Annotated in this window: 22 protein-coding genes; 11 read left to right on the top strand and 11 right to left on the bottom strand. The window is 73.7% G+C overall.

All coding sequences use genetic code 11. The features are described 5' to 3' along the window. Nucleotides 1-110 precede the first annotated feature (110 nt). Together ACIO5E_RS17870 and ACIO5E_RS17875 are read left to right on the top strand one after the other, a co-directional pair. A complete protein-coding gene (locus ACIO5E_RS17870; protein WP_400668495.1) occupies nt 111-749 on the top strand; it encodes a DUF6758 family protein in 639 nt (212 codons plus the stop codon). Nucleotides 750-798: 49 nt separating this feature from the next. Then, nucleotides 799-1,659, top strand: coding sequence for a PHP domain-containing protein (locus tag ACIO5E_RS17875; protein ID WP_400668497.1), 861 nt, complete (start codon nt 799-801; stop codon nt 1,657-1,659). 127 nt (nt 1,660-1,786) lie between these two features. On the opposite strand, the gene ACIO5E_RS17880 is transcribed toward ACIO5E_RS17875, so the two are convergent. Then, nucleotides 1,787-2,428 (bottom strand): suppressor of fused domain protein, encoded by a 642-nt coding sequence (locus ACIO5E_RS17880; RefSeq protein ID WP_400668500.1) that lies wholly within the window; start codon nt 2,426-2,428, stop codon nt 1,787-1,789. 424 nt (nt 2,429-2,852) lie between these two features. On the opposite strand from ACIO5E_RS17880, the gene corA reads away from it, so the two are divergent. Then, complete coding sequence (corA, locus tag ACIO5E_RS17885) at nt 2,853-3,974, top strand: magnesium/cobalt transporter CorA (protein WP_400668503.1); 1,122 nt, start codon at nt 2,853-2,855, stop codon at nt 3,972-3,974. 7 nt (nt 3,975-3,981) lie between these two features. On the opposite strand, the gene ACIO5E_RS17890 is transcribed toward corA, so the two are convergent. Continuing rightward, nucleotides 3,982-4,914 (bottom strand): DMT family transporter, encoded by a 933-nt coding sequence (locus ACIO5E_RS17890; protein WP_400668505.1) that lies wholly within the window; start codon nt 4,912-4,914, stop codon nt 3,982-3,984. A gap of 128 nt (nt 4,915-5,042) precedes the next feature. Here ACIO5E_RS17890 and ACIO5E_RS17895 point away from each other — a divergent pair, with 128 nt between their 5' ends. From ACIO5E_RS17895 to ACIO5E_RS17910, 4 genes are all read left to right on the top strand, one after another. Further along, nucleotides 5,043-5,582: a hypothetical protein gene (locus ACIO5E_RS17895; protein WP_400668507.1), complete on the top strand. Its 540-nt coding sequence runs from the start codon at nt 5,043-5,045 to the stop codon at nt 5,580-5,582. Nucleotides 5,583-5,711: 129 nt separating this feature from the next. Continuing rightward, entirely contained in the window at nt 5,712-7,013 is a 1,302-nt protein-coding gene (locus ACIO5E_RS17900) for a magnesium transporter MgtE N-terminal domain-containing protein (protein ID WP_400668509.1), read from the top strand. Nucleotides 7,014-7,062: 49 nt separating this feature from the next. Then, complete coding sequence (locus ACIO5E_RS17905; protein WP_400668749.1) at nt 7,063-7,656, top strand: DUF1003 domain-containing protein; 594 nt, start codon at nt 7,063-7,065, stop codon at nt 7,654-7,656. A gap of 56 nt (nt 7,657-7,712) precedes the next feature. Continuing rightward, on the top strand, nt 7,713-8,873 hold the full coding sequence (locus tag ACIO5E_RS17910; RefSeq protein ID WP_400668511.1) for an Mrp/NBP35 family ATP-binding protein: 1,161 nt from the start codon (nt 7,713-7,715) through the stop codon (nt 8,871-8,873). 76 nt (nt 8,874-8,949) lie between these two features. Here the strand turns inward: ACIO5E_RS17910 and ACIO5E_RS17915 are convergent, their stop codons facing one another. The 4 genes from ACIO5E_RS17915 to sigE form a co-directional block, all read right to left on the bottom strand. Next, nucleotides 8,950-9,627 (bottom strand): hypothetical protein, encoded by a 678-nt coding sequence (locus tag ACIO5E_RS17915; protein ID WP_400668514.1) that lies wholly within the window; start codon nt 9,625-9,627, stop codon nt 8,950-8,952. A 245-nt stretch (nt 9,628-9,872) separates the two neighbouring features. Continuing rightward, entirely contained in the window at nt 9,873-10,322 is a 450-nt protein-coding gene (locus tag ACIO5E_RS17920) for a sec-independent translocase (RefSeq protein ID WP_400668517.1), read from the bottom strand. 137 nt (nt 10,323-10,459) lie between these two features. Then, complete coding sequence (locus ACIO5E_RS17925; protein WP_400668519.1) at nt 10,460-11,485, bottom strand: zf-HC2 domain-containing protein; 1,026 nt, start codon at nt 11,483-11,485, stop codon at nt 10,460-10,462. Further along, nucleotides 11,482-12,213 carry an RNA polymerase sigma factor SigE gene (gene sigE, locus ACIO5E_RS17930; RefSeq protein ID WP_400668752.1) on the bottom strand — a complete coding sequence of 244 codons (732 nt, stop codon included), beginning with the start codon at nt 12,211-12,213 and terminating at the stop codon, nt 11,482-11,484. Before sigE ends, ACIO5E_RS17925 begins: the two co-directional genes overlap by 4 nt. A 312-nt stretch (nt 12,214-12,525) precedes the next feature. Here sigE and ACIO5E_RS17935 point away from each other — a divergent pair, with 312 nt between their 5' ends. Then, nucleotides 12,526-13,134 (top strand): O-methyltransferase, encoded by a 609-nt coding sequence (locus ACIO5E_RS17935; RefSeq protein ID WP_400668521.1) that lies wholly within the window; start codon nt 12,526-12,528, stop codon nt 13,132-13,134. Between the two features lie 141 nt (nt 13,135-13,275). Here the strand turns inward: ACIO5E_RS17935 and ACIO5E_RS17940 are convergent, their stop codons facing one another. Then, complete coding sequence (locus ACIO5E_RS17940) at nt 13,276-13,443, bottom strand: DUF3117 domain-containing protein (RefSeq protein WP_014137929.1); 168 nt, start codon at nt 13,441-13,443, stop codon at nt 13,276-13,278. Between the two features lie 313 nt (nt 13,444-13,756). On the opposite strand from ACIO5E_RS17940, the gene ACIO5E_RS17945 reads away from it, so the two are divergent. After that, entirely contained in the window at nt 13,757-14,557 is an 801-nt protein-coding gene (locus ACIO5E_RS17945; RefSeq protein WP_400668523.1) for an enoyl-CoA hydratase-related protein, read from the top strand. Nucleotides 14,558-14,575: 18 nt separating this feature from the next. On the opposite strand, the gene ACIO5E_RS17950 is transcribed toward ACIO5E_RS17945, so the two are convergent. Continuing rightward, nucleotides 14,576-15,169, bottom strand: coding sequence for a DNA-3-methyladenine glycosylase I (locus tag ACIO5E_RS17950; RefSeq protein WP_400668525.1), 594 nt, complete (start codon nt 15,167-15,169; stop codon nt 14,576-14,578). Between the two features lie 227 nt (nt 15,170-15,396). After that, on the bottom strand, nt 15,397-15,819 hold the full coding sequence (locus ACIO5E_RS17955) for a DivIVA domain-containing protein (protein WP_280676390.1): 423 nt from the start codon (nt 15,817-15,819) through the stop codon (nt 15,397-15,399). A gap of 178 nt (nt 15,820-15,997) precedes the next feature. Here ACIO5E_RS17955 and folP point away from each other — a divergent pair, with 178 nt between their 5' ends. Beyond that, entirely contained in the window at nt 15,998-16,810 is an 813-nt protein-coding gene (gene folP, locus ACIO5E_RS17960; RefSeq protein WP_400668754.1) for a dihydropteroate synthase, read from the top strand. Nucleotides 16,811-16,843: 33 nt separating this feature from the next. Here the strand turns inward: folP and ACIO5E_RS17965 are convergent, their stop codons facing one another. Both ACIO5E_RS17965 and dapE read right to left on the bottom strand, forming a co-directional pair. Continuing rightward, the gene (locus ACIO5E_RS17965; protein WP_400668528.1) at nt 16,844-17,653 is read right to left on the bottom strand and encodes a TIGR00730 family Rossman fold protein; all 810 of its coding nucleotides are present in this window, start codon (nt 17,651-17,653) and stop codon (nt 16,844-16,846) included. A gap of 123 nt (nt 17,654-17,776) precedes the next feature. After that, the gene (gene dapE / locus ACIO5E_RS17970; protein ID WP_400668531.1) at nt 17,777-18,853 is read right to left on the bottom strand and encodes a succinyl-diaminopimelate desuccinylase; all 1,077 of its coding nucleotides are present in this window, start codon (nt 18,851-18,853) and stop codon (nt 17,777-17,779) included. A 145-nt stretch (nt 18,854-18,998) separates the two neighbouring features. Here dapE and ACIO5E_RS17975 point away from each other — a divergent pair, with 145 nt between their 5' ends. After that, nucleotides 18,999-20,030 (top strand): hypothetical protein, encoded by a 1,032-nt coding sequence (locus tag ACIO5E_RS17975; RefSeq protein ID WP_400668533.1) that lies wholly within the window; start codon nt 18,999-19,001, stop codon nt 20,028-20,030. Nucleotides 20,031-20,281 lie beyond the last annotated feature (251 nt).

Here is a 20,281-nt window from a genome sequence, read left to right on the forward strand (position 1 = left end):
CGCGCCCCACCCCGCGTCGGACGGGCCCCGCCACCGACAGGTGCCGCCGCGCCCTCCGTACGGGTGATCGTCCTTGACGCGGCGGTCCGGAGGGAGGAGCGTTGTCGGCTATGAGGGGCGAGCCAAGCTGCCCGAGGTGCGCCGGTCGGGTCCGCGCCCCCGGTCTGTTCTCAGACACGTGGCAGTGCGACCGGCACGGAGCCGTGCACCCGATGCAGCCCGTCCTGCCACCGAGCGTGGAGGCCCTGGGCGTCGCCGTCGCCCGTTCGCAGGTCCCCGTCTGGCTGCCCTGGCCGCTCCCGGTCGGCTGGCTCTACACCGGCATCGCGCACGTCGGTGACGACGTCTCCGGAGCCCGGGCCACCGCCGTCGCCTGCTCCGGCCCGGCGCCGCTCGGCGGCTTCGGCGAGCTGGTGCTGGTCGCCGAGGAACTGGGGGTCGGCCTCGGCGCCCGCTACGCCGGGCTGGCCGGACCCGACCCGGGCGACTCCGTCGGCCTCTACAAACCCGCCGACGCCAAGCTGATGGCCGCCGGGCGGCCCACTCCGATGTTCCACGTCCCGGACGCCCCGGTCGACCGCGCGGTGTTCGCCGGCGAGGCCCGCGGGCTCTGGCTCTGGGCGGTCGCCTGGCCCGAGCAGTCCGCCCTGGTGATGTACGACGAGCTGGTCCTCACCGACCTGCGCGAGGCCGGCGCCGAACTGGACCTGCTCCCCTGCGGGGCCCTCTCCCCCCGCCTGCTCGGCTAGGGCCTGTCCTATCCTGGGCGGCACCCACGAGCCTCCAGGAGTCCGCCCCGTGCGCATCGACCTGCACGCCCACAGCAATGCCTCCGACGGCACCGACACCCCGGCCGAGCTGGTCGCGGCGGCCGTGGCCGCGGGCCTGGACGTCGTGGCGCTCACCGACCACGACACCGTCGCGGGCCACGCCGAGGCCGCCGAGGCGGTGCGCGCGCTGCCGGTCGGCACCCGGCTGACCGTCGTCCCGGGGGCCGAGCTGTCCTGCGCGGTGGGCGGCGTCAGCATGCACCTGCTGGCGTACCTGTTCGACCCGGACGAGCCGGAGTTCGCGCGCGAGCGGGAGCTGGTGCGCACCGACCGGTTCCGGCGCGGGCGGGCGATCGTCGAGCGCTGCCGCGAACTCGGGGCGGACATCAGCTGGGAGCAGGTGGCGCGGATCGCCGGGGCGGGCTCGGTCGGACGGCCGCACATCGCCAGCGCGCTGATCGAGGCGGGCGTGGTGGCCACCGTCTCGGACGCCTTCACCCCCGAGTGGCTGGCCAACGGCGGCCGGGCGGACGTGCGCAAGCACGAGACCGACCCCGTCGAGGCGGTCCGGCTGGTCCGGGCGGCCGGCGGGGTGCCGGTGTTCGCCCACCCCGGCGCGGTCAAACGCGGGCGGACCGTCCCGGACCAGGTGATCGCCGACCTCGCGGCGGCCGGGCTGGCGGCGCTGGAGGTGGACCACACCGACCACGACGAGCAGACCCGGGTGCGGCTGCGCGGCCTGGCCGGCGAGCTGGGGCTGCTGGTCACCGGCTCCAGCGACTACCACGGCACCCGCAAGACCGTCCGACTCGGCGAGTACACCACCGATCCGGCGGTGTACGAGGCGCTGCTGGCGCAGGCCACCGGCGCGAAGCCGATCGGGGCCTGAGGGCCGCGCGCCCCGCGTGCGGGGGCGCGGCGGCGGGGTGCCGGCCCGCCCCGCACGCCCCGCCCCGCACGCCCGACCCGTGCGACCGACGCGTGCGCCCGGCCCCGGTCCCGCCGCTGAGCCGTCGTCAGTCCAGCCGGACGCCGCGCCGGTCCGGATCGCGCAGGTCGGTGCCCTGGTTCAGCCAGCGCTCCTGGAGCGCGGCCGCGCCGTGCACCCGCTTCCAGCCGGCCTCGTTGGGCGTCATCGGCAGCAGCGGCAGGAAGCGGACCGGGTCGGCCGGATCGGCCAGCTCCAGGTCCGGCACCAGGCCGCCCGGCTCGGCGGCCAGCACCGAGGTGAACGGCGCGCCGTCCCAGAGCGGGGCGCCCAGGTCGAGCGAGCCGCCCGGGGCCACCACCAGGCCCTCGACCTGCGGCGTCGCGGCGAGGGTGGCGAGGCCGCGGAGCACGCTGTCGCGCCCGCCGCGCACCGTCAGCACCAGTTCGGCGCGCGGACCGCGCAGTTGGTCGGCGACCGGTGCGGTCGGGTCGGCCATCGGCGCGGCGGACATGCCGAGCGTCGCGTACCGGACCAGGCCGTCGGCGTCCGGTCCGAAGCGCAGCACCTCGATCCGGTCGGTGCCGAGGAAGGTGACCGCGGCGCGGCCGCTCGGCTCGCCGAAGGTGGTGATCAGCCGGGCCTCGACGGCGGCCAGCACCGCCTCCCGGGAGAGCGCCGGGGAGCTGCCGCCGTGGGGTTCGCCGAAGAGCGGGAAGTCGTGCGCCATGCCGGTGAGCGTAACCCGCGGGGGCGAACCGGCCGCGGACGGGCGACCCCGGGCAAAGCCTTGGGAAAGCCCGGGCACCGATGGCCGGTCAGATGTTAGGGTGAGCGACTGGCCACCGGGAACGCTTCGTCCCCGGGGCAGCGGCGCGAAGGAGGTGGTTGCGGTGGATACCGGCCGACCATGCAGTACCGGCAGCTCTACCCGGCCCCGTCTTCCCCGTACCCCTCGCCACGCAGGCTGAACCGGCTGAACCAGCCGAGGTAGCCCGGGCAGGCCGAACGCGGACGGACCGGCCGGGAGAGCACCCCGATCCCCCTTCACCGGTGTTCTTCGCCGTCGCACCACGGCCGCCCGTTCCTCCCCCGCCTCCGACCGGGGGACTCCGACGCCGCTGTGCGGCGGCTCCTGTCCCAGGGAGCCTGCCATGTCGATGATCAACAGCCTGCGCGCCGCCGTCCGCACCAACCGCCGCCGTTCCGCGGTCGGCGGGTACGACGCCGTCCCGATGGGCGCCGGCTCGGCGGTCGTGGACTGCGCGGTCTACCAGCACGGCAAGCGCAACGGCGAGACCTGCAGCCCCCGCGAGGCCGCCCGCCGCGTCAAGGCCGCGCACCAACTCCCGGAGGGCAAGGGCTCGTTCAGCTGGATCGGGCTGCACGAGCCGACCGAGGCCGAGTTCGAGGGCATCGCCCAGCGCTTCGGCCTGCACCCGCTCGCGGTCGAGGACGCGGTGCACGCGCACCAGCGGCCCAAGGTCGAGCGCTACGACGACGTGCTGTTCGCCGTCTTCAAGACCATCCGCTACGTCGAGCACGACCAGCTCACCCCGACCAGCGAGGTCGTGGAGACCGGCGAGCTGATGGTCTTCGCCGGGCGGGACTTCGTGATCACCGTCCGACACGGCGGCCACGGCTCGCTGCAGGAGCTGCGGCACCGGCTGGAGGCCGACGCGGACGAGTCCGGGCTGCTCGCCAAGGGCCCCTCGGCGGTGCTGCACGCGATCGCCGACCACGTCGTGGACAACTACCTGCTGGTCACCGAGCGGCTGCAGAACGACGTGGACGAGATCGAGTACGGCGTCTTCTCGGCCAAGGGCGGGCGCAGCGCCGACGTCGGTCGAGTTTACCAACTCAAGCGCGAGGTCCTGGAGTTCAAGCGCGCCGTGGTGCCGCTGCTGCGCCCGATGCAGCAGCTGTCCGAGCCGCTGCAGCGCCTCGTCGACCCGGACATCCAGAAGTACTTCCGGGACGTCGCCGACCACCTGGCCCGGGTCACCGAGCAGGTCCACAGCTTCGACGAGCTGCTCAACTCGCTGCTCCAGGCCAACCTGGCGCAGGTCTCGGTGGCGCAGAACGAGGACATGCGCAAGATCACCGCCTGGGCGGCGATCTTCGCCGTACCCACCATGATCACCGGTGTGTACGGCATGAACTTCGAGTACATGCCCGAACTGCACCACAAGTACGGCTATCCGATGGTGCTCGGCGGGATCGTCCTGATCTGCGTCGGGATGTACCGGGGCTTCCGCCGCAACGGCTGGCTCTGAGGCGTCCTCAGCGGCGGCCGCCGCGGGCGACCAGGACCAGGCCGATCAGGATCAGCACCACCGCCGGGTAGGCGGCCGCCGGGGGCCACTGACCGAGCCAGAGGGCGGCGATCAGGGCCGCGCCCGGGGTCTCCAGCAGGATCGCGGTGGAGGTGATCGACGGGCCGAGGGCGCGCACCACGCGGTTGCTCAGCGAGTGGCCGAGCAGCTGGGCGGCCACCATCAGCAGCACGATCTGCCACCACACCCCGGCCGGCCAGCCGGACAGCGGCGCCCCGGCGACCAGACAGATCGCCAGCAGGCCCACCGCCGTGGTGGCGTAGCAGACCAGGGTGTACGCGGTGGTGCTGACGGTCTTGCGGACCTCCGCGCCCAGCAGCACGTACCCGGCCGCCGCCAGGCCCGCGCCGAGGGCGAGGGCGTCGCCGAGCAGCGCGCGCGGGGAGAGCGAGAGGTCGACGCCGGTCAGCACCAGCACGCCGGCGAAGGCCACGCCCGTGCCGAGCCAGACCATCCGGGGTGCGCGGACGCCGAACAGCCGCATCAGCAGGATGGTCCACAGCGGGGTGGTGGTGACCAGGGCGGTCGCCGAGGCCACCGAGGTCATCCGCAGGCTGGGCATCCAGAGCGCGAAGTGCACCGCGAGCAGCGCGCCGGCCGCCGTCGCGAGCAGCAGCGCCCGCCGGCCGATCCCGCGCAGCTCGGCGCGGTGGCGCAGCAGCGCGTACGGGCCGAGGACGCCGACCGACATGACGTTGCGCCAGAAGGCGATCGCCAGCGCGGGTGCGGCGGTGGCGCTGATCAGCGGGCCGGACAGCGAGATGCCGGCGATCGAGACCGCGAGCAGCAGCAGGTCGAGGGTGGGCAGCGGGTGCGCCGGCGGCGCGGCGGTGGTGGCGGCGGCGGGTGCGGGGGCGGTCGCGGGCCGGGCGGCGGGCACGGCGCTCCTCTGCTGGTCACGTGGGCTGGGGTCGGGCGCTCCTACGGTAAGGCCCGTGGAAAGGCGATGGAACTGTCGCCCGACGGCTGAGACACCTCGCGGACGGGAGAAGCCGTACGCTGTGCGCCATGGACCGTACGACCGCCGCCGCGACCGCCGACGACCTCCTCGACCGGGCCCTGCTGGAGGAGGCCGCGAAGAAGTCCGGCCTGCTCTGGGTCCGAGCGGACGGCCAGGAACAGTCCCGCCCGCTCTGGCACGCCTGGTACGACGGCGCGGTGGTGGTGGTCGGCGACGGCGGCGAGCAGCCGCTGCACGGCCTGACCGCCGGATCCGGCGCGGTGGTGACCGTCCGCAGCAAGGACAAGGGCGGCCGGCTGACCGGCTGGAACGCCCGGGTCTCGGAGCTGACCCCGGGCGGCGAGGCCTGGCTGGGCGCCGTCGAGGAGCTCAAGGGCAAGCGGCTGAACGCGCCCGACACCGACACCATCGCCGACCGCTGGGCCCGCGAGTGCCGGGTGCTGCGGCTGGAGCCGGCCGGCGCGCTCACCGAGCGTCCGGGCACCATGCCGGACGGCTCGCACGCCGCCCAGCCGATGCCCACCCCGGCCACCACGCGGCGCCCGATCCCGGCCGGCCTGCCCAAACTGCTGTTCAAGCGCCGCTAAAGATTCACGCCCGGGACTCCTCGGATGTGTACCGTGCCTCGTCGGGCCGGGCCCCCGAAGCGCGGGTAGCCTTGGCCGCGGGTGCGCCCCGGCGTACCAGGCACCGCGTCGAACGAGTCGAGGGAGTTCATGGCAGGGCCAGGCACCCGGGTCTTCATCTCCCATCTCTCCGCCCTCGCCGTCTTCGACCCGAACGGCGACCAGGTCGGCCGGGTCCGGGACGTGGTCGTCTCGCTGCGCCTCGGCGGACGCCCGCCGCGGGTGCTCGGCCTGGTGGTCGAGGTGGTCGGCCGGCGCCGGATCTTCCTGCCGATGACCCGGGTGACCAGCCTGGAGTCCGGCCAGGTGCTCACCACCGGCGTGATCAACCTGCGGCGCTTCGAGCAGCGCCCGTCCGAGACCCTGGTGCTCGCCGAGCTGCTGGACCGCACCGTCACCTGGTCCAAGACCGGTGAGGACGTCACCGTGCTGGACGTCGGGATGGTGCAGACCCGGCTGCGCGAGTGGGAGATCAGCCGGGTCTTCGTCCAGGTCGGCCGGGCCGGCCGGCTGCGCAAGGGCAAGGGCGAGCGGCTCACCCTGGACTGGCAGGACGTCACCGGCTTCGCGCTGCCCGAACAGGACCAGGGCGCCGCCAACCTGCTCGCCACCTTCGACCAGTTGCGCGCCGCCGACCTCGCCAGCGTCATGCACCACCTGTCCGCCAAGCGCCGCGCCGAGGTGGCCGCCGCGCTCGACGACGAGCGGCTCGCCGACGTCCTGGAGGAGCTGCCCGAGGACGACCAGGTCGAGATCATCGGCAAGCTCAAGGACGAACGCGCCGCCGACGTCCTGGAGGCGATGGACCCGGACGACGCCGCGGACCTGCTCTCCGAACTGCCCGACGACGAGGCCGAGCGGCTGCTCCAGCTGATGGAGCCGGAGGAGGCCGAGCCCGTCCGCCGCCTGCTGTCGTACGAGGAGAACACCGCCGGCGGTCTGATGACCACCGAGCCGGTCGTACTGGAGCCGGACGCGACCGTGGCCGAGGCGCTCGCCCGCATCCGGGTCTCCGACCACAAGCCCGCGCTCGCCGCGCAGGTGTACGTCTGCCGGCCGCCGAACGAGACCCCGACCGGCAAGTACCTGGGCACCGTGCACTTCCAGCGGCTGCTGCGCGAGCCGCCGTACGTGCTGGTCGGCTCGCTGGTCGACGACGACCTGGACCCGCTGCCGCCGGACACCCCGCTGTCGCTGATCACCAGCTACCTGGCGACCTACAACCTGGTGTCCGCGCCGGTCGTCGACGAGGCCGACCACCTGATCGGCGCGGTGACCGTCGACGACGTGCTCGACCACCTGCTGCCGGAGGACTGGCGCGAGTCCGTGCTGCACGGCCACGACGACGCGGGGGAAGACGACCCGAGGGAAGAGGTGCACGGTGGACGCTGACCGCAAGGGACGGCGGGACGAGTCCCCCCGCCAGCGCCTCCAGAGCGAGCTGCGGGAGCTGCGCCAGCTGCGCGAACTGCGCGGCCGCGAGGGCGGCCGGGACCGGCGCACCGAGATCTCCGTGGCGGGCCCGGCCCGCACCCGGCTCGACCAGCCCCGCACCGCCCGGCCCGGCCTGATCACCCTGCCCTCCTACGACCCGGAGGCGTTCGGCAAGCTCTCCGAGCGGATCGCGCGCTTCCTGGGCACCGGCCGGTTCATCGTCTGGATGACGGTGGTGATCATCGTCTGGGTGGCCTGGAACACCCTGCTGCCGGAGAACGTGCGGTTCGACAGCTACCCCTTCATCTTCCTCACCCTGGTGCTGTCGCTCCAGGCCTCGTACGCGGCCCCGCTGATCCTGCTCGCGCAGAACCGCCAGGACAACCGGGACCGGGTCAACATGGAGCAGGACCGGGCCCGCAGCGACCGCAACATCGCGGACACCGAGTACCTCACCCGCGAGGTCGCGGCGCTGCGGCACGGGCTCGGCGAGGTCGCCACCCGTGCCTTCATCGCCTCCGAGCTGGGGAGCATCCGCTCCGAACTGCAGTCCCTGCTCAAGGAGATCGACGAGCGCCGGGAGCCCTCCGAGACGCTGTGACCGGCGGCACGCTACCGGCGGGTTAGGGGATCCGCCGAGCGCCGTACCATCAAGACATGGCCAACGAGACAGAGGTCGCGGCCGGCGTCACGGAGGACTCCGTGCGCCAGGCGCTGGCGACCGTCAACGACCCGGAGATCAACCGCCCGATCACCGAGATCGGCATGGTGAAATCGGTCGAGATCGCCGAGGGCGGCGCGGTGCGCGTCGCGGTCTACCTGACCGTCTCCGGCTGTCCGATGCGCGACACCATCACTACCCGGGTCCGCGAGGCGGTCGGCAGGGTCGCCGGCGTGACCGGCGTCGAGGTCGAGCTCGACGTGATGAGCGACGAGCAGCGCAAGGAGCTCTCCCAGCTGCTGCGCGGCGGCGCCCCCGAGCGGGAGATCCCGTTCGCCAAGCCGGGCACGCTGACCCGGGTCTACGCCGTCGCCTCCGGCAAGGGCGGCGTCGGCAAGTCCTCGGTGACCGTCAACCTGGCCGCCGCGATGGCCGCCGACGGCCTGAAGGTCGCCGTCGTGGACGCCGACATCTACGGCCACAGCGTGCCGCGCATGCTGGGCGTCGAGGGCCGGCCCACCCAGGTCCAGGACATGATCATGCCGCCGCAGGCGAACGGCGTGAAGGTCATCTCGATCGGCATGTTCACCCCGGGCAACGCCCCGGTGGTCTGGCGCGGCCCGATGCTGCACCGCGCGCTCCAGCAGTTCCTGGCCGACGTGTACTGGGGCGACCTGGACGTCCTGCTGCTGGACCTGCCGCCCGGCACCGGCGACATCGCGATCTCGGTCGCGCAGCTCGTGCCGAACGCCGAGATCCTGATCGTCACCACCCCGCAGATGGCCGCCGCCGAGGTGGCCGAGCGGGCCGGCACCATCGCGGTGCAGACCCACCAGAAGATCGTCGGCGTGATCGAGAACATGTCCGGCATGCCGTGCCCGCACTGCGACGAGATGATCGATGTCTTCGGCACCGGCGGCGGCCAGATCGTCGCGGACGCGCTCACCCGCACCGTCGGCGCGACCGTCCCGGTGCTCGGCTCGATCCCGATCGACGTGCGGCTGCGCGAGGGCGGCGACGACGGCCGCCCGGTCGTGCTCGCCGCCCCCGACTCCCCGGCCGGCGCCGCCCTGCGCGCCGTCGCCGGCAAGCTCGGCGGCCGTCAGCGCGGCCTCTCCGGGCTCTCCCTCGGGCTGACGCCGAAGAACAAGTTCTGACGGCGGATCGGCCTGACCGACCCGAAGGGGCCGGGTGGTTTCGAACCACCCGGCCCCTTCGGCGTCCTCACACGCCCTAAGGCCGGGCGTAGGCGGTCAGGTCGGGGACGGTGGAGAAGCCGGTGCCGTAGGCGCTGACGCCGCGCCCGTAGGCGCCGAGCAGGACGCCGGGGGCCTCGCCGGCGAGCACCCAGCCGTACTCGGACTCGCGGTAGCGGAAGGGCTGCGGCAGGCCGTTGACCGGCAGGCTGAGGGTGGACCAGCCGGGGCCGGCCAGGTCGTCGGCGAGGTCCCAGGCCAGGGCGCTCTGCTGGTCCAGCCAGTCCTGGCGCAGCGCGCGGTCGAGTTGGCCGGGCCAGGTCGACGCGAGCAGGCCGGAGCCGGCCAGCCAGGCGGCGGAGGAGGCGGAGGTCGCCTCCAGGATGCCGGTGTTGTCGGCGCTGCGACGGCTGTCGCGGCGGGCCACCGTGACCACGACCGCGAACCTGCGCATGTCGCGCGGCTCGTACTGCCGGGCCGGCTCCTCGCCGTGGCCGAGGGTGCCGTAGTCTACGCTGCCGGCCGCCCCGCCGCGGGGGCCGCCGGCGCCGGCCTGCATCAGGTAGCGGCGGCCGGTCCAGCCCTCGTCCAGGCCGTACCAGGGGAAGTCTGCGGACAGGTAGGGCATCAGCGGGTCCGCCGGGCCGGCCTGCCCGCCGACCACCGGACCGCCGGCCGTGGCCGTCGTCCCCACCGCCTGACTCGTCGCGTCCATCCCCGGGCCTCCTCAACCGCACGTGTGCCTGCCGTGGCGCGCTCCCATCGTGGCGTACCGCGCCGTCCCCGGGGGCCGATCCTGGTCCGCGACAGCGCGGAATGTGACGGACGGCTCAGCGGGAACAATCAGCACAATAGCGGCGCACACGCCGCCGCCCCGCTCAGCCGGGCGGCCGGGCGGGGCGGCGGTGTCGTGCTACGGGGCCCGCGCCGGGGCGCGGCGGCGACGGGACCGGGGTCCGGTCAGGTCGCGTCGGGGTCGAACGGGGGCCGCTCGCCGGGCTGCAGCAGCGCCCCGGTGGAGGTGGCCGCCGGGGCGGCGGCCGCGGCGGCGGGCTTCTCGAAGCTGACGCTGCCGCTGCGGCCGTTCACCGGCGCCGCCGGCTTGTCGTCCAGGACGGAGCGGATGTCGAGCGAGTCCTTCATCTCCTTGAGGCCCAGCGGGTCCTCCTGGCCGCCCATGAGCTGCTTGCGGACGAAGGTCTTGGGGTTCAGGTCCTCGAACTCGAAGTCCTTGAACTCGGACCCCAGCTCGCTGCGGATGTCCTCCTTCGCGTTGTCGGCGAAGGAACGGATCTTCCGGATGAAGCCCATGGTGTCCTGGATCAGCTTCGGCAGCTTGTCCGGTCCGAAGATGATGATCGCCATCACGACCAGGGTCAGGAGCTCCAGCCCGCCTACATCGCTGAACACCTAAGCTCCCTAGCTCGTCGGACGACGGTCCCTACAGGGTAATGGCCATCGGCGGGTCCCTGGTCCACGCTGTGATGAAGCCGTGGTAAAGACCTGCCGATGGCCAGGGCCGTCTCGACCGGGGTGCGAGATCCGCTCTAGCGGGTTTGTTGGCGCAGTGCCGGGAGGCCGACCGGGTTCCGGTCCGGGGCGGGCGGCGGGGTCGCGGCGCGGGTCGCGGCGACGGGGTGGGCCGGGAAGTCCACCGGGATCTGTGCGGTCATCGGGACCAGGCCGCCGGTGCGGCCGGTGCTGGAGCCCGGGCTGACCGAGGTGCTGTGCTGGTCCTCGCCCTGGGTGCTGAGGCCTCCGACGCCGCCGAGCGTGACCGCGGCGACCGAGAAGGCGCCCGCGGCGGCGAAGACGAAGCGGCGCCCGCGCGGCGCGGCGGAGCGGACGGCGGCGGCTGCGGCCGGACGGGGCCGGACGGGGCTCTCGGGGCGGGCCACGGCCTCGGGGCGGCCGGTGCGCCGGCCCATCAGCGGCCGCAGCACCGCGCCGCCGCGTCCGAAGGCCCGCGGGTCGATCCCGGGCACCGGGGTGTCGGCGCCGAGCGCGCCCGCGCCGAATGAGGCGCCTGCGCCACGGCCGAAGGAGCCGCCGGTGAGCCGGCTGCCGCCGAGCGTGCCGGAGGCCGTGACCCCGCCGCCGGGCAGGTCGTCGTCGTCACCGCGGGTGCCGCGGCCGGTGGGCCAGTCGGTGTCCGCCGGGTCGTCGTCGGGCAGGCCGCCGACGGCCATCAGGCGGGCCATCAGCCCGGCGGACGGGCCGGGTGTGCCGGTGCGGGTCAGCAGGTGCTTGACGGCCCGGCCCTCGTCGGCCTCGGCGAGGCACTGCGGGCAGGTCGCCAGGTGGGCCTGGACGCGCTCGCGCGAGTCGTGGCCGAGTTCGCCGTCCAGGAACGCGGAGAGGCGCTCGCCCAGGTGGTGTTCCTCGGCGGCGGGCTCTGCGGCGCGCACCGGCACCGCGCGCAGCGCCGTTTCGCCCGGCAGCGGGAGTGCGGGCAGCAGGGGCTCACCGGGTTCGTCGCTGCCGCGGCGGCCGGGCAGCGCCCAGCCCCGCCGGGCCGCGGACCGGCCGGACGCGTCCGACTGGCCCGGCCCGGACCGGCCGGTTCCGCTCACGATCGCCTCCGTCCGCGCGCACCCGGCGCGAGCGCGCCCTCGACGGCGGCGGCGCCCACCGGCACCGGCTCCTCCGAGCCGCCACGGCGCTCGCGCCCGGGGGCCGAGCCGGGGGCGCGGTGCTTGAGCGCGGCGCGCAGGTGCGAGCGGCCGCGGTGGATGCGGCTGCGGACGGTGCCGAGCTTGACGCCCAGCGTGGCGGCGATCTCCTCGTAGGACAGGCCCTCGATGTCGCAGAGCACCACGGCGGCCCGGAACTCCGGGGCGAGGGTGTCCAGGGCGTGCTGCACGTCGGCGTCGAAGTGGGTGTCGCTGAAGTGCTGGGCCGGGCTGGGCTCGCGGGAGGCGAGCCGCTCGGCCGCGTCCTCGCCGAGCGCGTCGAAGCGGATGCGCTGGCGGCGGCGGACCATGTCCAGGAACAGGTTGGTGGTGATCCGGTGCAGCCAGCCCTCGAACGTGCCGGGGGTGTAGGTCGACAGCGAACGGAACACCCGGACGAAGACCTCCTGGGTGAGGTCCTCGGCGTCGTGCTGGTTGCCCGTCAGACGGTAGGCGAGGCGGTAGACGCGGGCGCTGTGCGCCTCGACGATCTCCTCCCAGGAGGGCGGAGTCCAGGTCTGCGCGTCGGGGCCCTCGGTGAAGGTCGCGAGGGCGGGAGCCTCGGTGGTACCGGCGGCCGGCGTTTCGGCGGCGGGCTGGTCCAGGTCGGAGTGCGCAGGCTGGTTCATCACGGGCTTCGGCGTACGGGCCGACGCGGTGCCGCGGGTGTGCCGCCGCACGGGGACGTCGCCCTCGGCCACACCTCCTCGGTCGGCTCTTCTGCCCAGCAGGGCCACCACCATATCCACCTCACCCGTCAAGCCCGGATAAAAGTGCCCGGGAGGTCTCCCGTACCCGGTCCTTGGTGACAACGGCCCGCCGCCGTACGCGGTTCCCGGTCGGCCAGTAATCTGTGCCAGGAAATATCGACTTCCCCCGGCACCGGGCCGTCACCCGGGGCTCCGAAAGAGGCAGCCATCAGCGAGTTCGGGCCCGCGCGCGTGGCCCTCGCCGACACCTACGTCGGCGAGGACGCGGTGTTGACCTACGCCCGGGCCCAGTCCGCGCGTACCGGGATACGGGCGATCGGGCCCAGCGGCGGGGCGTGCCTGCGGCTGCTCGCCGCCGCACTGGACGCCAAGGCGGTGGCCGAGATCGGCACCGGGACAGGCGTGTCCGGGGTGTACCTGCTGCGCGGGATGCGGCCGGACGGCGTGCTCACCACGGTCGACTCGGAGCCGGTGCGCCAGCAGCTGGCCCGCGAGGCGTACCACGCGGCCGGGTTCGCGGCCAACCGCTCGCGGTTCATACCGGGCCGGGCGCTGGACGTGCTGCCGCGGCTCGCCGACGGCCAGTACGACCTGGTGTTCTGCGACGGCGACCCGGCCGAGTCGCGGGAGTACCTGGCCGAGGCGCTGCGGCTGCTGCGGCCGGGCGGGATGGTCTGCTTCGAGGGGGTCTTCCAGGAGGGCCGACTGGCCGAGCCGGAGCTGCAGGACCCGCAGACGGGCGCGGTACGCGACCTCGTCCAGGCCGTCCGGGAGAGCGAGGCGCTGCTGCCGGCACTGCTGCCGGTCTCGGACGGGCTGCTCTGCGCCGTCAAGCGGTAGCGGCCCGCCCGCGGGCGGCGGCCCTCAGACCGACCGCGGCCCGCGGGCCCGGACCCCGGAACGTCGCGGGGCCCGGGCCGACGTGACGTCGTACCCGGGCCCGGCAGCACATCTCCAGGAGATGACGAGCACCCGTTGCGGTCAGCCGCAGGCCTTCTTCAGGGCCTCGCCGAGCGCGTCGGCCTCGTCAGGCGTGAGCTCCACCACAAGGCGTCCGCCGCCTTCGAGCGGAACGCGCATGATGATGCCCCGTCCCTCTTTGGTGACTTCGAGCGGGCCGTCACCCGTCCGCGGCTTCATGGCCGCCATGCTCGTTCCCCTTCCTGCAACCGCTCAGCTACGCACCGGCAGTCCGTCCACCGCCGGTATCGAACGCATTGATCGGAAGCCATTATCCCGCATGCCACGGCCTGATGACCAACATCACTCTCGGTGCAACATCGGCCGGACCGCCCCCAAGCGCCGCAATTGCTGTCATAAGCCCCGGCGTGGCGGCGGTGCGCGCGTCGCCGAAAGGTGCGATACCTCACACTCCCCAGCCGGCCGGGTGCTCCGGCATCCTGGCACACGACCGACACCGAGCCGAGAACAACCGAGCCGAGAACAAGGGAGCCCCTCGCCCATGTCCGATTCCGTGCTGTACGAGCTGGACGGCGGCCTGGCCGTCATCACCATCAACCGCCCGGAGGCGATGAACGCCCTGGACGTCGCGACCAAGGTCGCGCTGCGGGACGCCGTGGTCGCCGCGGCCGCGGACCCGGCGGTGCGCGCGGTGCTGCTGACCGGGGCCGGCGAGCGCGCGTTCTGCGTCGGGCAGGACCTGAACGAGCACCTGACGATGCTGAAGCGGGCCGAGGAGACCGGCGAGACCGCGCTGGGCACCGTCGCCGAGCACTACAACCCGTTGGTGCGGGCACTGGCCGGGATGCGCAAGCCGACCGTCGCCGCGGTCGGCGGGGTGGCGGCCGGCGCGGGCGCCTCGCTGGCCTTCGCCTGCGACTTCCGGATCCTCTCCGACCGGGCGGGCTTCAACACCGCCTTCGCCGGGATCGCCCTGACCTCCGATTCGGGCGCCTCCTGGACGCTGCCCCGGCTGGTCGGGCACGCCAAGGCCACCGAACTGCTGATGCTGCCCCGGACGGTGAAGGCCGCCGAGGCGATGGAGCTGGGCCTGGCCACCAGGGTGGTGCCGGCCGAGGAGTTCGCCGCCACCGCGCGGACCTTCGCCCGGGAGCTGGCCGAGGGCCCGACGCTGGCCTACGGCGCCATCAAGGAGTCGCTGGCGTACGGCGCTTCGCACTCGCTGGACGAACTGCTCGACAAGGAGGACGAGCTGCAGACCCTGGCCGGCGAGAGCGAGGACCACCGGATCGCGGTCCGCGCCTTCGTCGCCAAGGAGAAGCCCACGTACCTGGGCCGCTAGGGCCTGTCTCCGCGGGTCCTAGCCCGTACGCGCGGTGCGGACGTGGCAGTCCGCCAGGTGGTCGTCGACCAGGCCGCAGGCCTGCATCAGGGCGTAGGCGGTGGTCGGGCCGACGAAGCGGAAGCCCTCCTTCTTCAGGGCCTTCGCGAGCGCGGTCGACTCGGGCGTGACGGCCGGCACCTCCCCCAGCGTGCGGGGGGCCGGCCGGTCCGGGGCGGCGGCGAACCGCCAGATCAGCGTGTCCAGGCCGCCGTCCAGGTCGCGGGCGACCTTGGCGTTGGCGATCGACGCCTCGATCTTGGCCCGGTTGCGGATGATGCCGGTGTCGGCGAGCAGCCGCTCCACGTCCGCCTCGCCGAACTCGGCGACCTTGGCGATCTCGAAGCCGGCGAACGCGGACCGGAAGCCCTCCCGGCGGCGCAGGATGGTCAGCCAGGACAGTCCGGACTGGAAGGCCTCCAGGCAGACCCGCTCGAACAGGGCGTCGTCGCCGTGCACCGGGCGGCCCCACTCGGTGTCGTGGTAGAGCCGGTAGTCGTCCGTCGACTCGCCCCAGGCGCAGCGGCGCAGGCCGTCCGCGCCGAGCACCGCGCCCTCGACCGGGACACTCATGCGCCCACCTCGCTGCGCTCGGCAGGGGCATTCGCCCACACGCACCTCACGATGACGAGCTCACTGCGTTCACTCATGCGCCCACCTCGCTGCGCTCGGCAGGGGCACTCGCCCACACGCACCTCACGATGACGAGCTCACTGCGTTCACTCATGCGCCCACCTCGCTACGCTCGGCAGGGGCACTCGCCCACACGCACCTCACGATGACGAGCTCACTCCGTCCGCTCACTGGTCCCCCACCGGCTTCGCGTCCTCGGGCTGCTTGGTGAGCGCGACGGCCGGCTCGACCACCTTCGCGAACTCCTCCAGGCCGGGCAGCGGTTCGGCGCCGGCGTCCGGGCCGTTGGTCGCCTCGACCGCGCCGCGCAGGTGGGCGGCGGCCTCCAGTTCGGCGATCCGCGAGTCGCGGTAGGCGAGTTCGGCGCCGAGGCGGTCCAGGACGTCGTCGACCTCGTCCATCCGGTAGCCGCGGACGGCCATCGGCAGCCGCAGGTCGTCCACGTCCGCCTTGCTCAACGGACGGTCCTGCGGCAGCCGGGCGGCGATGCGGTCCTGCACCGCCTCCGGCATCGAGCCGCCCCCGCCGAGCGCCACCAGCGCGGCGCCGCCCACCACGACGGCCATGGCGACCACGATCACCCAGAACACGAGCTGTCCTCCCGAACTCCCGGCCGGCCTGCTGCGAAGTGCCCACGACCAAACTGATCATGACAGCATGGTCCCTGTGAGGCCGGGGGCCATCATCGCACCCGCAGCGGCTGTGGAGGAGACATCGGTGGCACTGCGCCTGGGACCACGGGAATTCGGCGACGACGAGCTGGTGATCATGGCGATCGTCAACCGGACACCGGACTCGTTCTTCGACAAGGGTGCCACCTTCGCGGACGAGGCCGCGTTCGCCGCCGCCGACCGCGCGATGGCCGAGGGTGCGGCGATCCTGGACATCGGCGGGGTGAAGGCCGGGCCCGGCGACGAGGTCACGGTGGAGGAGGAGCTGCGGCGCACCGTGCCGTTCGTGGCCGAGCTGCGCAAGCGCCACCCGGAGGCCGTGATCAGCGTGGACACCTGGCGGCACGAGGTCGGCGAGGCGGTCTGCGAGGTGGGCGCCGACCTGCTGAACGACGCCTGGGGCGGAGTGGACCCGAAGCTCGCCGAGGTGGCCGCGCGCCACGACGTCGGACTGGTCTGCACGCACGCGGGCGGCGCCGAGCCGCGCACCCGGCCGCACCGGGTCGGCTACCAGGACGTGATGGCGGACATCCTGCGGGTGACCGTCGGGCTGGCCGAGCGGGCGGTGGGGCTGGGCGTGCGGCGGGACGCGGTGATCATCGACCCCGGGCACGACTTCGGCAAGAACACCCGGCACTCGCTGGAGGCCACCCGGCGGCTGCCGGAGATGACCGCGACCGGCTTCCCGGTGCTGGTCTCGCTGTCCAACAAGGACTTCGTCGGCGAGACGCTGGACCGGCCGGTGAACGAGCGGCTGCTCGGCACCCTGGCCACCACGGCGGTCTCGGCCTGGCTGGGCGCGCAGGTCTACCGGGTGCACCAGGTCGCGGAGACCCGCCAGGTGCTGGACATGGTCGCCTCGATCCGGGGCACCCGCCCCCCGGCGGTCGCCCGCCGGGGGCTGGCGTAGGGCCGGCCGGCCCTACGGTCCTGGACCTCGGTCCTAGATCTCGTTCACCGGCCGGCGGGCGTCGGCGAGGATCTTCATGACCTCGTCGATCTCGTCGGTGATGTGGAACAGCTCCAGGTCGTGCTGGGCCGCCTTGCCCTGCGCGACCAGGGTGTGCTTCAGCCACTCGTAGAGGCCGCCCCAGTACGCGCTGCCGAAGAGGATCACCGGGAAGCGGGTGACCTTCTTCGTCTGCACCAGGGTGAGCGCCTCGAACAGCTCGTCCAGCGTGCCGAGCCCGCCGGGCAGGACCACGAAGCCCTGGGCGTACTTCACGAACATCGTCTTGCGGACGAAGAAGTAACGGAAGTTCAGCCCGAGGTCGACGAACTCGTTGAGGCCCTGCTCGAAGGGCAGCTCGATGCCGAGCCCGACACTGAGGCCGCCGGCCTCGGAGGCGCCGCGGTTGGCGGCCTCCATGGCGCCCGGTCCGCCGCCGGTGATCACCGCGTAGCCGGCCTCGGCGAGGGCCCGGCCGATGGCCACGCCGGCCTCGTACTCGGGCGAGTCGACCGGGGTCCGGGCGGAGCCGAAGACGCTGATCGCGGCGGGGAGTTCGGCGAGGGCGCCGAAGCCCTCGACGAACTCGGAGGTGATCCGCAGCACCCGCCACGGATCGGTGTGCAGCCAGTCGGTCGGGCCGGTGGTGTCCAGCAGTCGCTGGTCCGTGGTGCTCGTGCCGACCTGGTCCCGGCGCACCAGCACCGGGCCCTTCTGCTTCTCGGGCCAGGCCTTCGTCTTCCGCGGCACGCCGACCTGCTCGGGGCCGTGTCCGTAGTGCTTTTCGTCTCCTGTGCCTGTCATGACGAAACCCTACGCCTGGCGATCCCCGATTTCAGGCAACAGGAGAAGGTCGGTTGGACGACCGGAAGATGGCGTTCAGCCGATGGGCGGCCGGTCGGGCCGGCCGCCCGTCGGCCCGGCGCCTCAGCCGGTCAGCCAGGTCCGCAGCCGGTCCTCGGTCTCGGCGATGGCGCTCAGCGAGCAGTGCTCGTCCCGCTTGTGCGCGAGGTTCGGGTCGCCGGGGCCGTAGTTGACCGCCGGGACGCCCAGCGCGCTGAACCGGGCGACGTCGGTCCAGCCGAACTTGGCCCGGGCCTGGCCGCCGGTGGCCGCCAGGAAGGCCTGCGCGGCCGGCTGGGAGAGCCCGGGCAGCGCGCCCGGGGCGAAGTCGGTGACGGTCAGCTCGAAGCCGTCGAAGACCTCGCGCACGTGCTTCTCCGCGTCCTCCTCGCTGCGGTCCGGCGCGTAGCGGAAGTTGACCGTGACGACGCACTCGTCCGGGATGACGTTGCCGGCCACGCCGCCGTCGATCCGGACCGCGTTCAGGCCCTCGCGGTACTCCAGGCCGTCGATCTCCACCCGGCGCGGCCGGTAGTCCGCGAGCCGGGCGAGCACCTCGGCGGCGTGGTGGATGGCGTTGTCGCCGAGCCAGCTGCGGGCCGCGTGCGCGCGCACGCCGGTGAGCCGGATCTGCGCCCGCAGGGTGCCCTGGCAGCCGCCCTCGACGACCGCGCCGCTCGGCTCCATCAGGACCGCGAAGTCGGCGGCCAGCCACTCCGGGTGCTCCGTGGCGAGGTGGCCGAGGCCGTTGCGGTGGGCCTCCACCTCCTCGCAGTCGTAGAACACGAAGGTGAGGTCGCGGTTGGGTTCGGGCAGGGTGGCGGCGAGCCGCAGCTGGACGGCGACGCCGGACTTCATGTCCGAGGTGCCGCAACCGTAGAGCAGGTCCCCCTCGACGCGGGAGGGCAGGTTGTCGGCGATCGGCACGGTGTCCAGGTGGCCGGCGAGCAGGACCCGCTCGGGGCGGCCGAGGGTGGTGCGGGCGACCACGTTGTTGCCGTACCGGTCGACGGTCAGGTGCGGGTAGCCGCGCAGAGCGGCCTCCACGACGTCGGCGAGCGCCTGCTCGTCGCCGCTCACCGACGGGAAGTCGACGAGCCGGGCGGTCAGCGCGCCGCCGTCGAGAGTGAGGTCCAGGGGCGTCGTGTTCGGGCTGCTCATGGCGCCAGCCTAGTCGCCGGCATGTGTGGCCCGTGTGGCTGTTCTGTGACACGGAACGTGACGGCCAACGGCAACCGGGGGGCGCCGCTCACCCGTCCGAGTGGGTACGGTGTCGGATCAAGAAGCAGGTGCGAGAGGGGCGACGGTGGCCAGGAGAAAGAGCGATGAGCTGGGCGAGGAGTCGGCGCCCCGCCGTCGCAGGCCGCTGCGCGCGGTACTGATCGTGCTGCTGGTCCTGGCGGTGATCGCGGTCGGCCTGTGGTGGCTGCGCGAGGGGAAGACCGAGCCCGAGGGCTGCTCGGTGAAGACCCCGGCCGGCGAGGGCACCCTGGAGATCCCGCAGGCGGCCAACGCCGCGACGATCGCCGCGGTGGCGCGCTCGCGCGGGCTGCCGGACCGGGCGACCACCATCTCGCTGGCCACCGCGATGCAGGAGTCCAAGCTGCGCAACCTCGCGGGCGGCGACCGGGACTCGCTCGGCCTGTTCCAGCAGCGGCCCTCGATGGGCTGGGGCACCCCGCAGCAGATCCAGGACCCGGTCTACGCGACCAACAAGTTCCTGGACGGCCTGGTCAAGGTCCCCGGCTACACCCGGCTGCCGCTGACCGACGCGGCCCAGGCGGTGCAGAAGAGCGGCTACCCGCAGGCGTACGCCAAGCACGAGACCAAGGCGACGCTGCTCTCCTCGGCGCTGGCCGGCCGGGAACCGGGCTCGTTCAGCTGCGTGGTGCACGACTACGCCAAGCCGGACCCGGCGGACACGGCCGCGCCCGCCGCGGGCGCCTCGGCCTCCCCGACCGCCGCGCCGGGCCGGGCCCAGGCGCTGTCCGACCGGGTGCGCCGGGAGTTCGGCCGCACGGTGACCCCGGAGACCGGGTACACCTCGACCATCAAGGGCGCCGAGAACGCGATCGCGCTGACCCCGGACCCGTCCGCCGCCGCGCTGACCTCCTCGTCCGACGCCGGGGCCGACGCCGGGGTGAGCGCCGAGCTGGCGAGCGGCTGGGAGGTCGCCCACTGGGCGGTCGCCCAGGCCCAGCAGCTGGGCATCGCGACGGTCGCCTACGACGGGAAGATCTGGCGCAAGACCAAGTCGGAGGACGGCTGGCAGCCGCAGACCTCCGGGACGTCGACCAAACTCGTCCAGGTCACCCTCGCCGCGTCCGGCAAGGGCTGACGCACTGACGTACGGGTTGCCGCCGGACGGGTGAACCCGGTCAACCTCGGTGGACGCGGCACCCGCTCCGGCGCCCCCCGGTGGAGAACCGTCACTCCCCTTGCCCGGCGCCGGGTCCACCAGGCCGGACCGGCCCCGCCGGACGACGTCACCATGGTCATACGATCCGATGGTCGGTCAGAAACTTTCCTTGCTCGGGCCGAAACCTTCTGGCTTCTCAAGCGGTAACAACGTCGTCCGCCCGGCGGACG

The sequence above is a fragment of the Kitasatospora sp. NPDC087314 genome (assembly GCF_044744365.1).
GTDB lineage: Bacteria > Actinomycetota > Actinomycetes > Streptomycetales > Streptomycetaceae > Kitasatospora.

Bases quoted from the DNA above. Each gene is read 5' to 3' on its own strand.
- ACIO5E_RS17870 (WP_400668495.1), top strand. From the start codon at position 111: ATGAGGGGCGAGCCAAGCTGCCCGAGGTGCGCCGGTCGGGTCCGCGCC.
- ACIO5E_RS17880 (WP_400668500.1), bottom strand. From the start codon at position 2,428: ATGGCGCACGACTTCCCGCTCTTCGGCGAACCCCACGGCGGCAGCTCC.
- corA (WP_400668503.1), top strand. From the start codon at position 2,853: ATGTCGATGATCAACAGCCTGCGCGCCGCCGTCCGCACCAACCGCCGC.
- ACIO5E_RS17895 (WP_400668507.1), top strand. From the start codon at position 5,043: ATGGACCGTACGACCGCCGCCGCGACCGCCGACGACCTCCTCGACCGG.
- ACIO5E_RS17900 (WP_400668509.1), top strand. From the start codon at position 5,712: ATGGCAGGGCCAGGCACCCGGGTCTTCATCTCCCATCTCTCCGCCCTC.
- ACIO5E_RS17910 (WP_400668511.1), top strand. From the start codon at position 7,713: ATGGCCAACGAGACAGAGGTCGCGGCCGGCGTCACGGAGGACTCCGTG.
- ACIO5E_RS17915 (WP_400668514.1), bottom strand. From the start codon at position 9,627: ATGGACGCGACGAGTCAGGCGGTGGGGACGACGGCCACGGCCGGCGGT.
- sigE (WP_400668752.1), bottom strand. From the start codon at position 12,213: ATGAACCAGCCTGCGCACTCCGACCTGGACCAGCCCGCCGCCGAAACG.
- ACIO5E_RS17940 (WP_014137929.1), bottom strand. From the start codon at position 13,443: ATGGCGGCCATGAAGCCGCGGACGGGTGACGGCCCGCTCGAAGTCACC.
- ACIO5E_RS17945 (WP_400668523.1), top strand. From the start codon at position 13,757: ATGTCCGATTCCGTGCTGTACGAGCTGGACGGCGGCCTGGCCGTCATC.
- ACIO5E_RS17950 (WP_400668525.1), bottom strand. From the start codon at position 15,169: ATGAGTGTCCCGGTCGAGGGCGCGGTGCTCGGCGCGGACGGCCTGCGC.
- folP (WP_400668754.1), top strand. From the start codon at position 15,998: ATGGCGATCGTCAACCGGACACCGGACTCGTTCTTCGACAAGGGTGCC.
- ACIO5E_RS17965 (WP_400668528.1), bottom strand. From the start codon at position 17,653: ATGACAGGCACAGGAGACGAAAAGCACTACGGACACGGCCCCGAGCAG.
- dapE (WP_400668531.1), bottom strand. From the start codon at position 18,853: ATGAGCAGCCCGAACACGACGCCCCTGGACCTCACTCTCGACGGCGGC.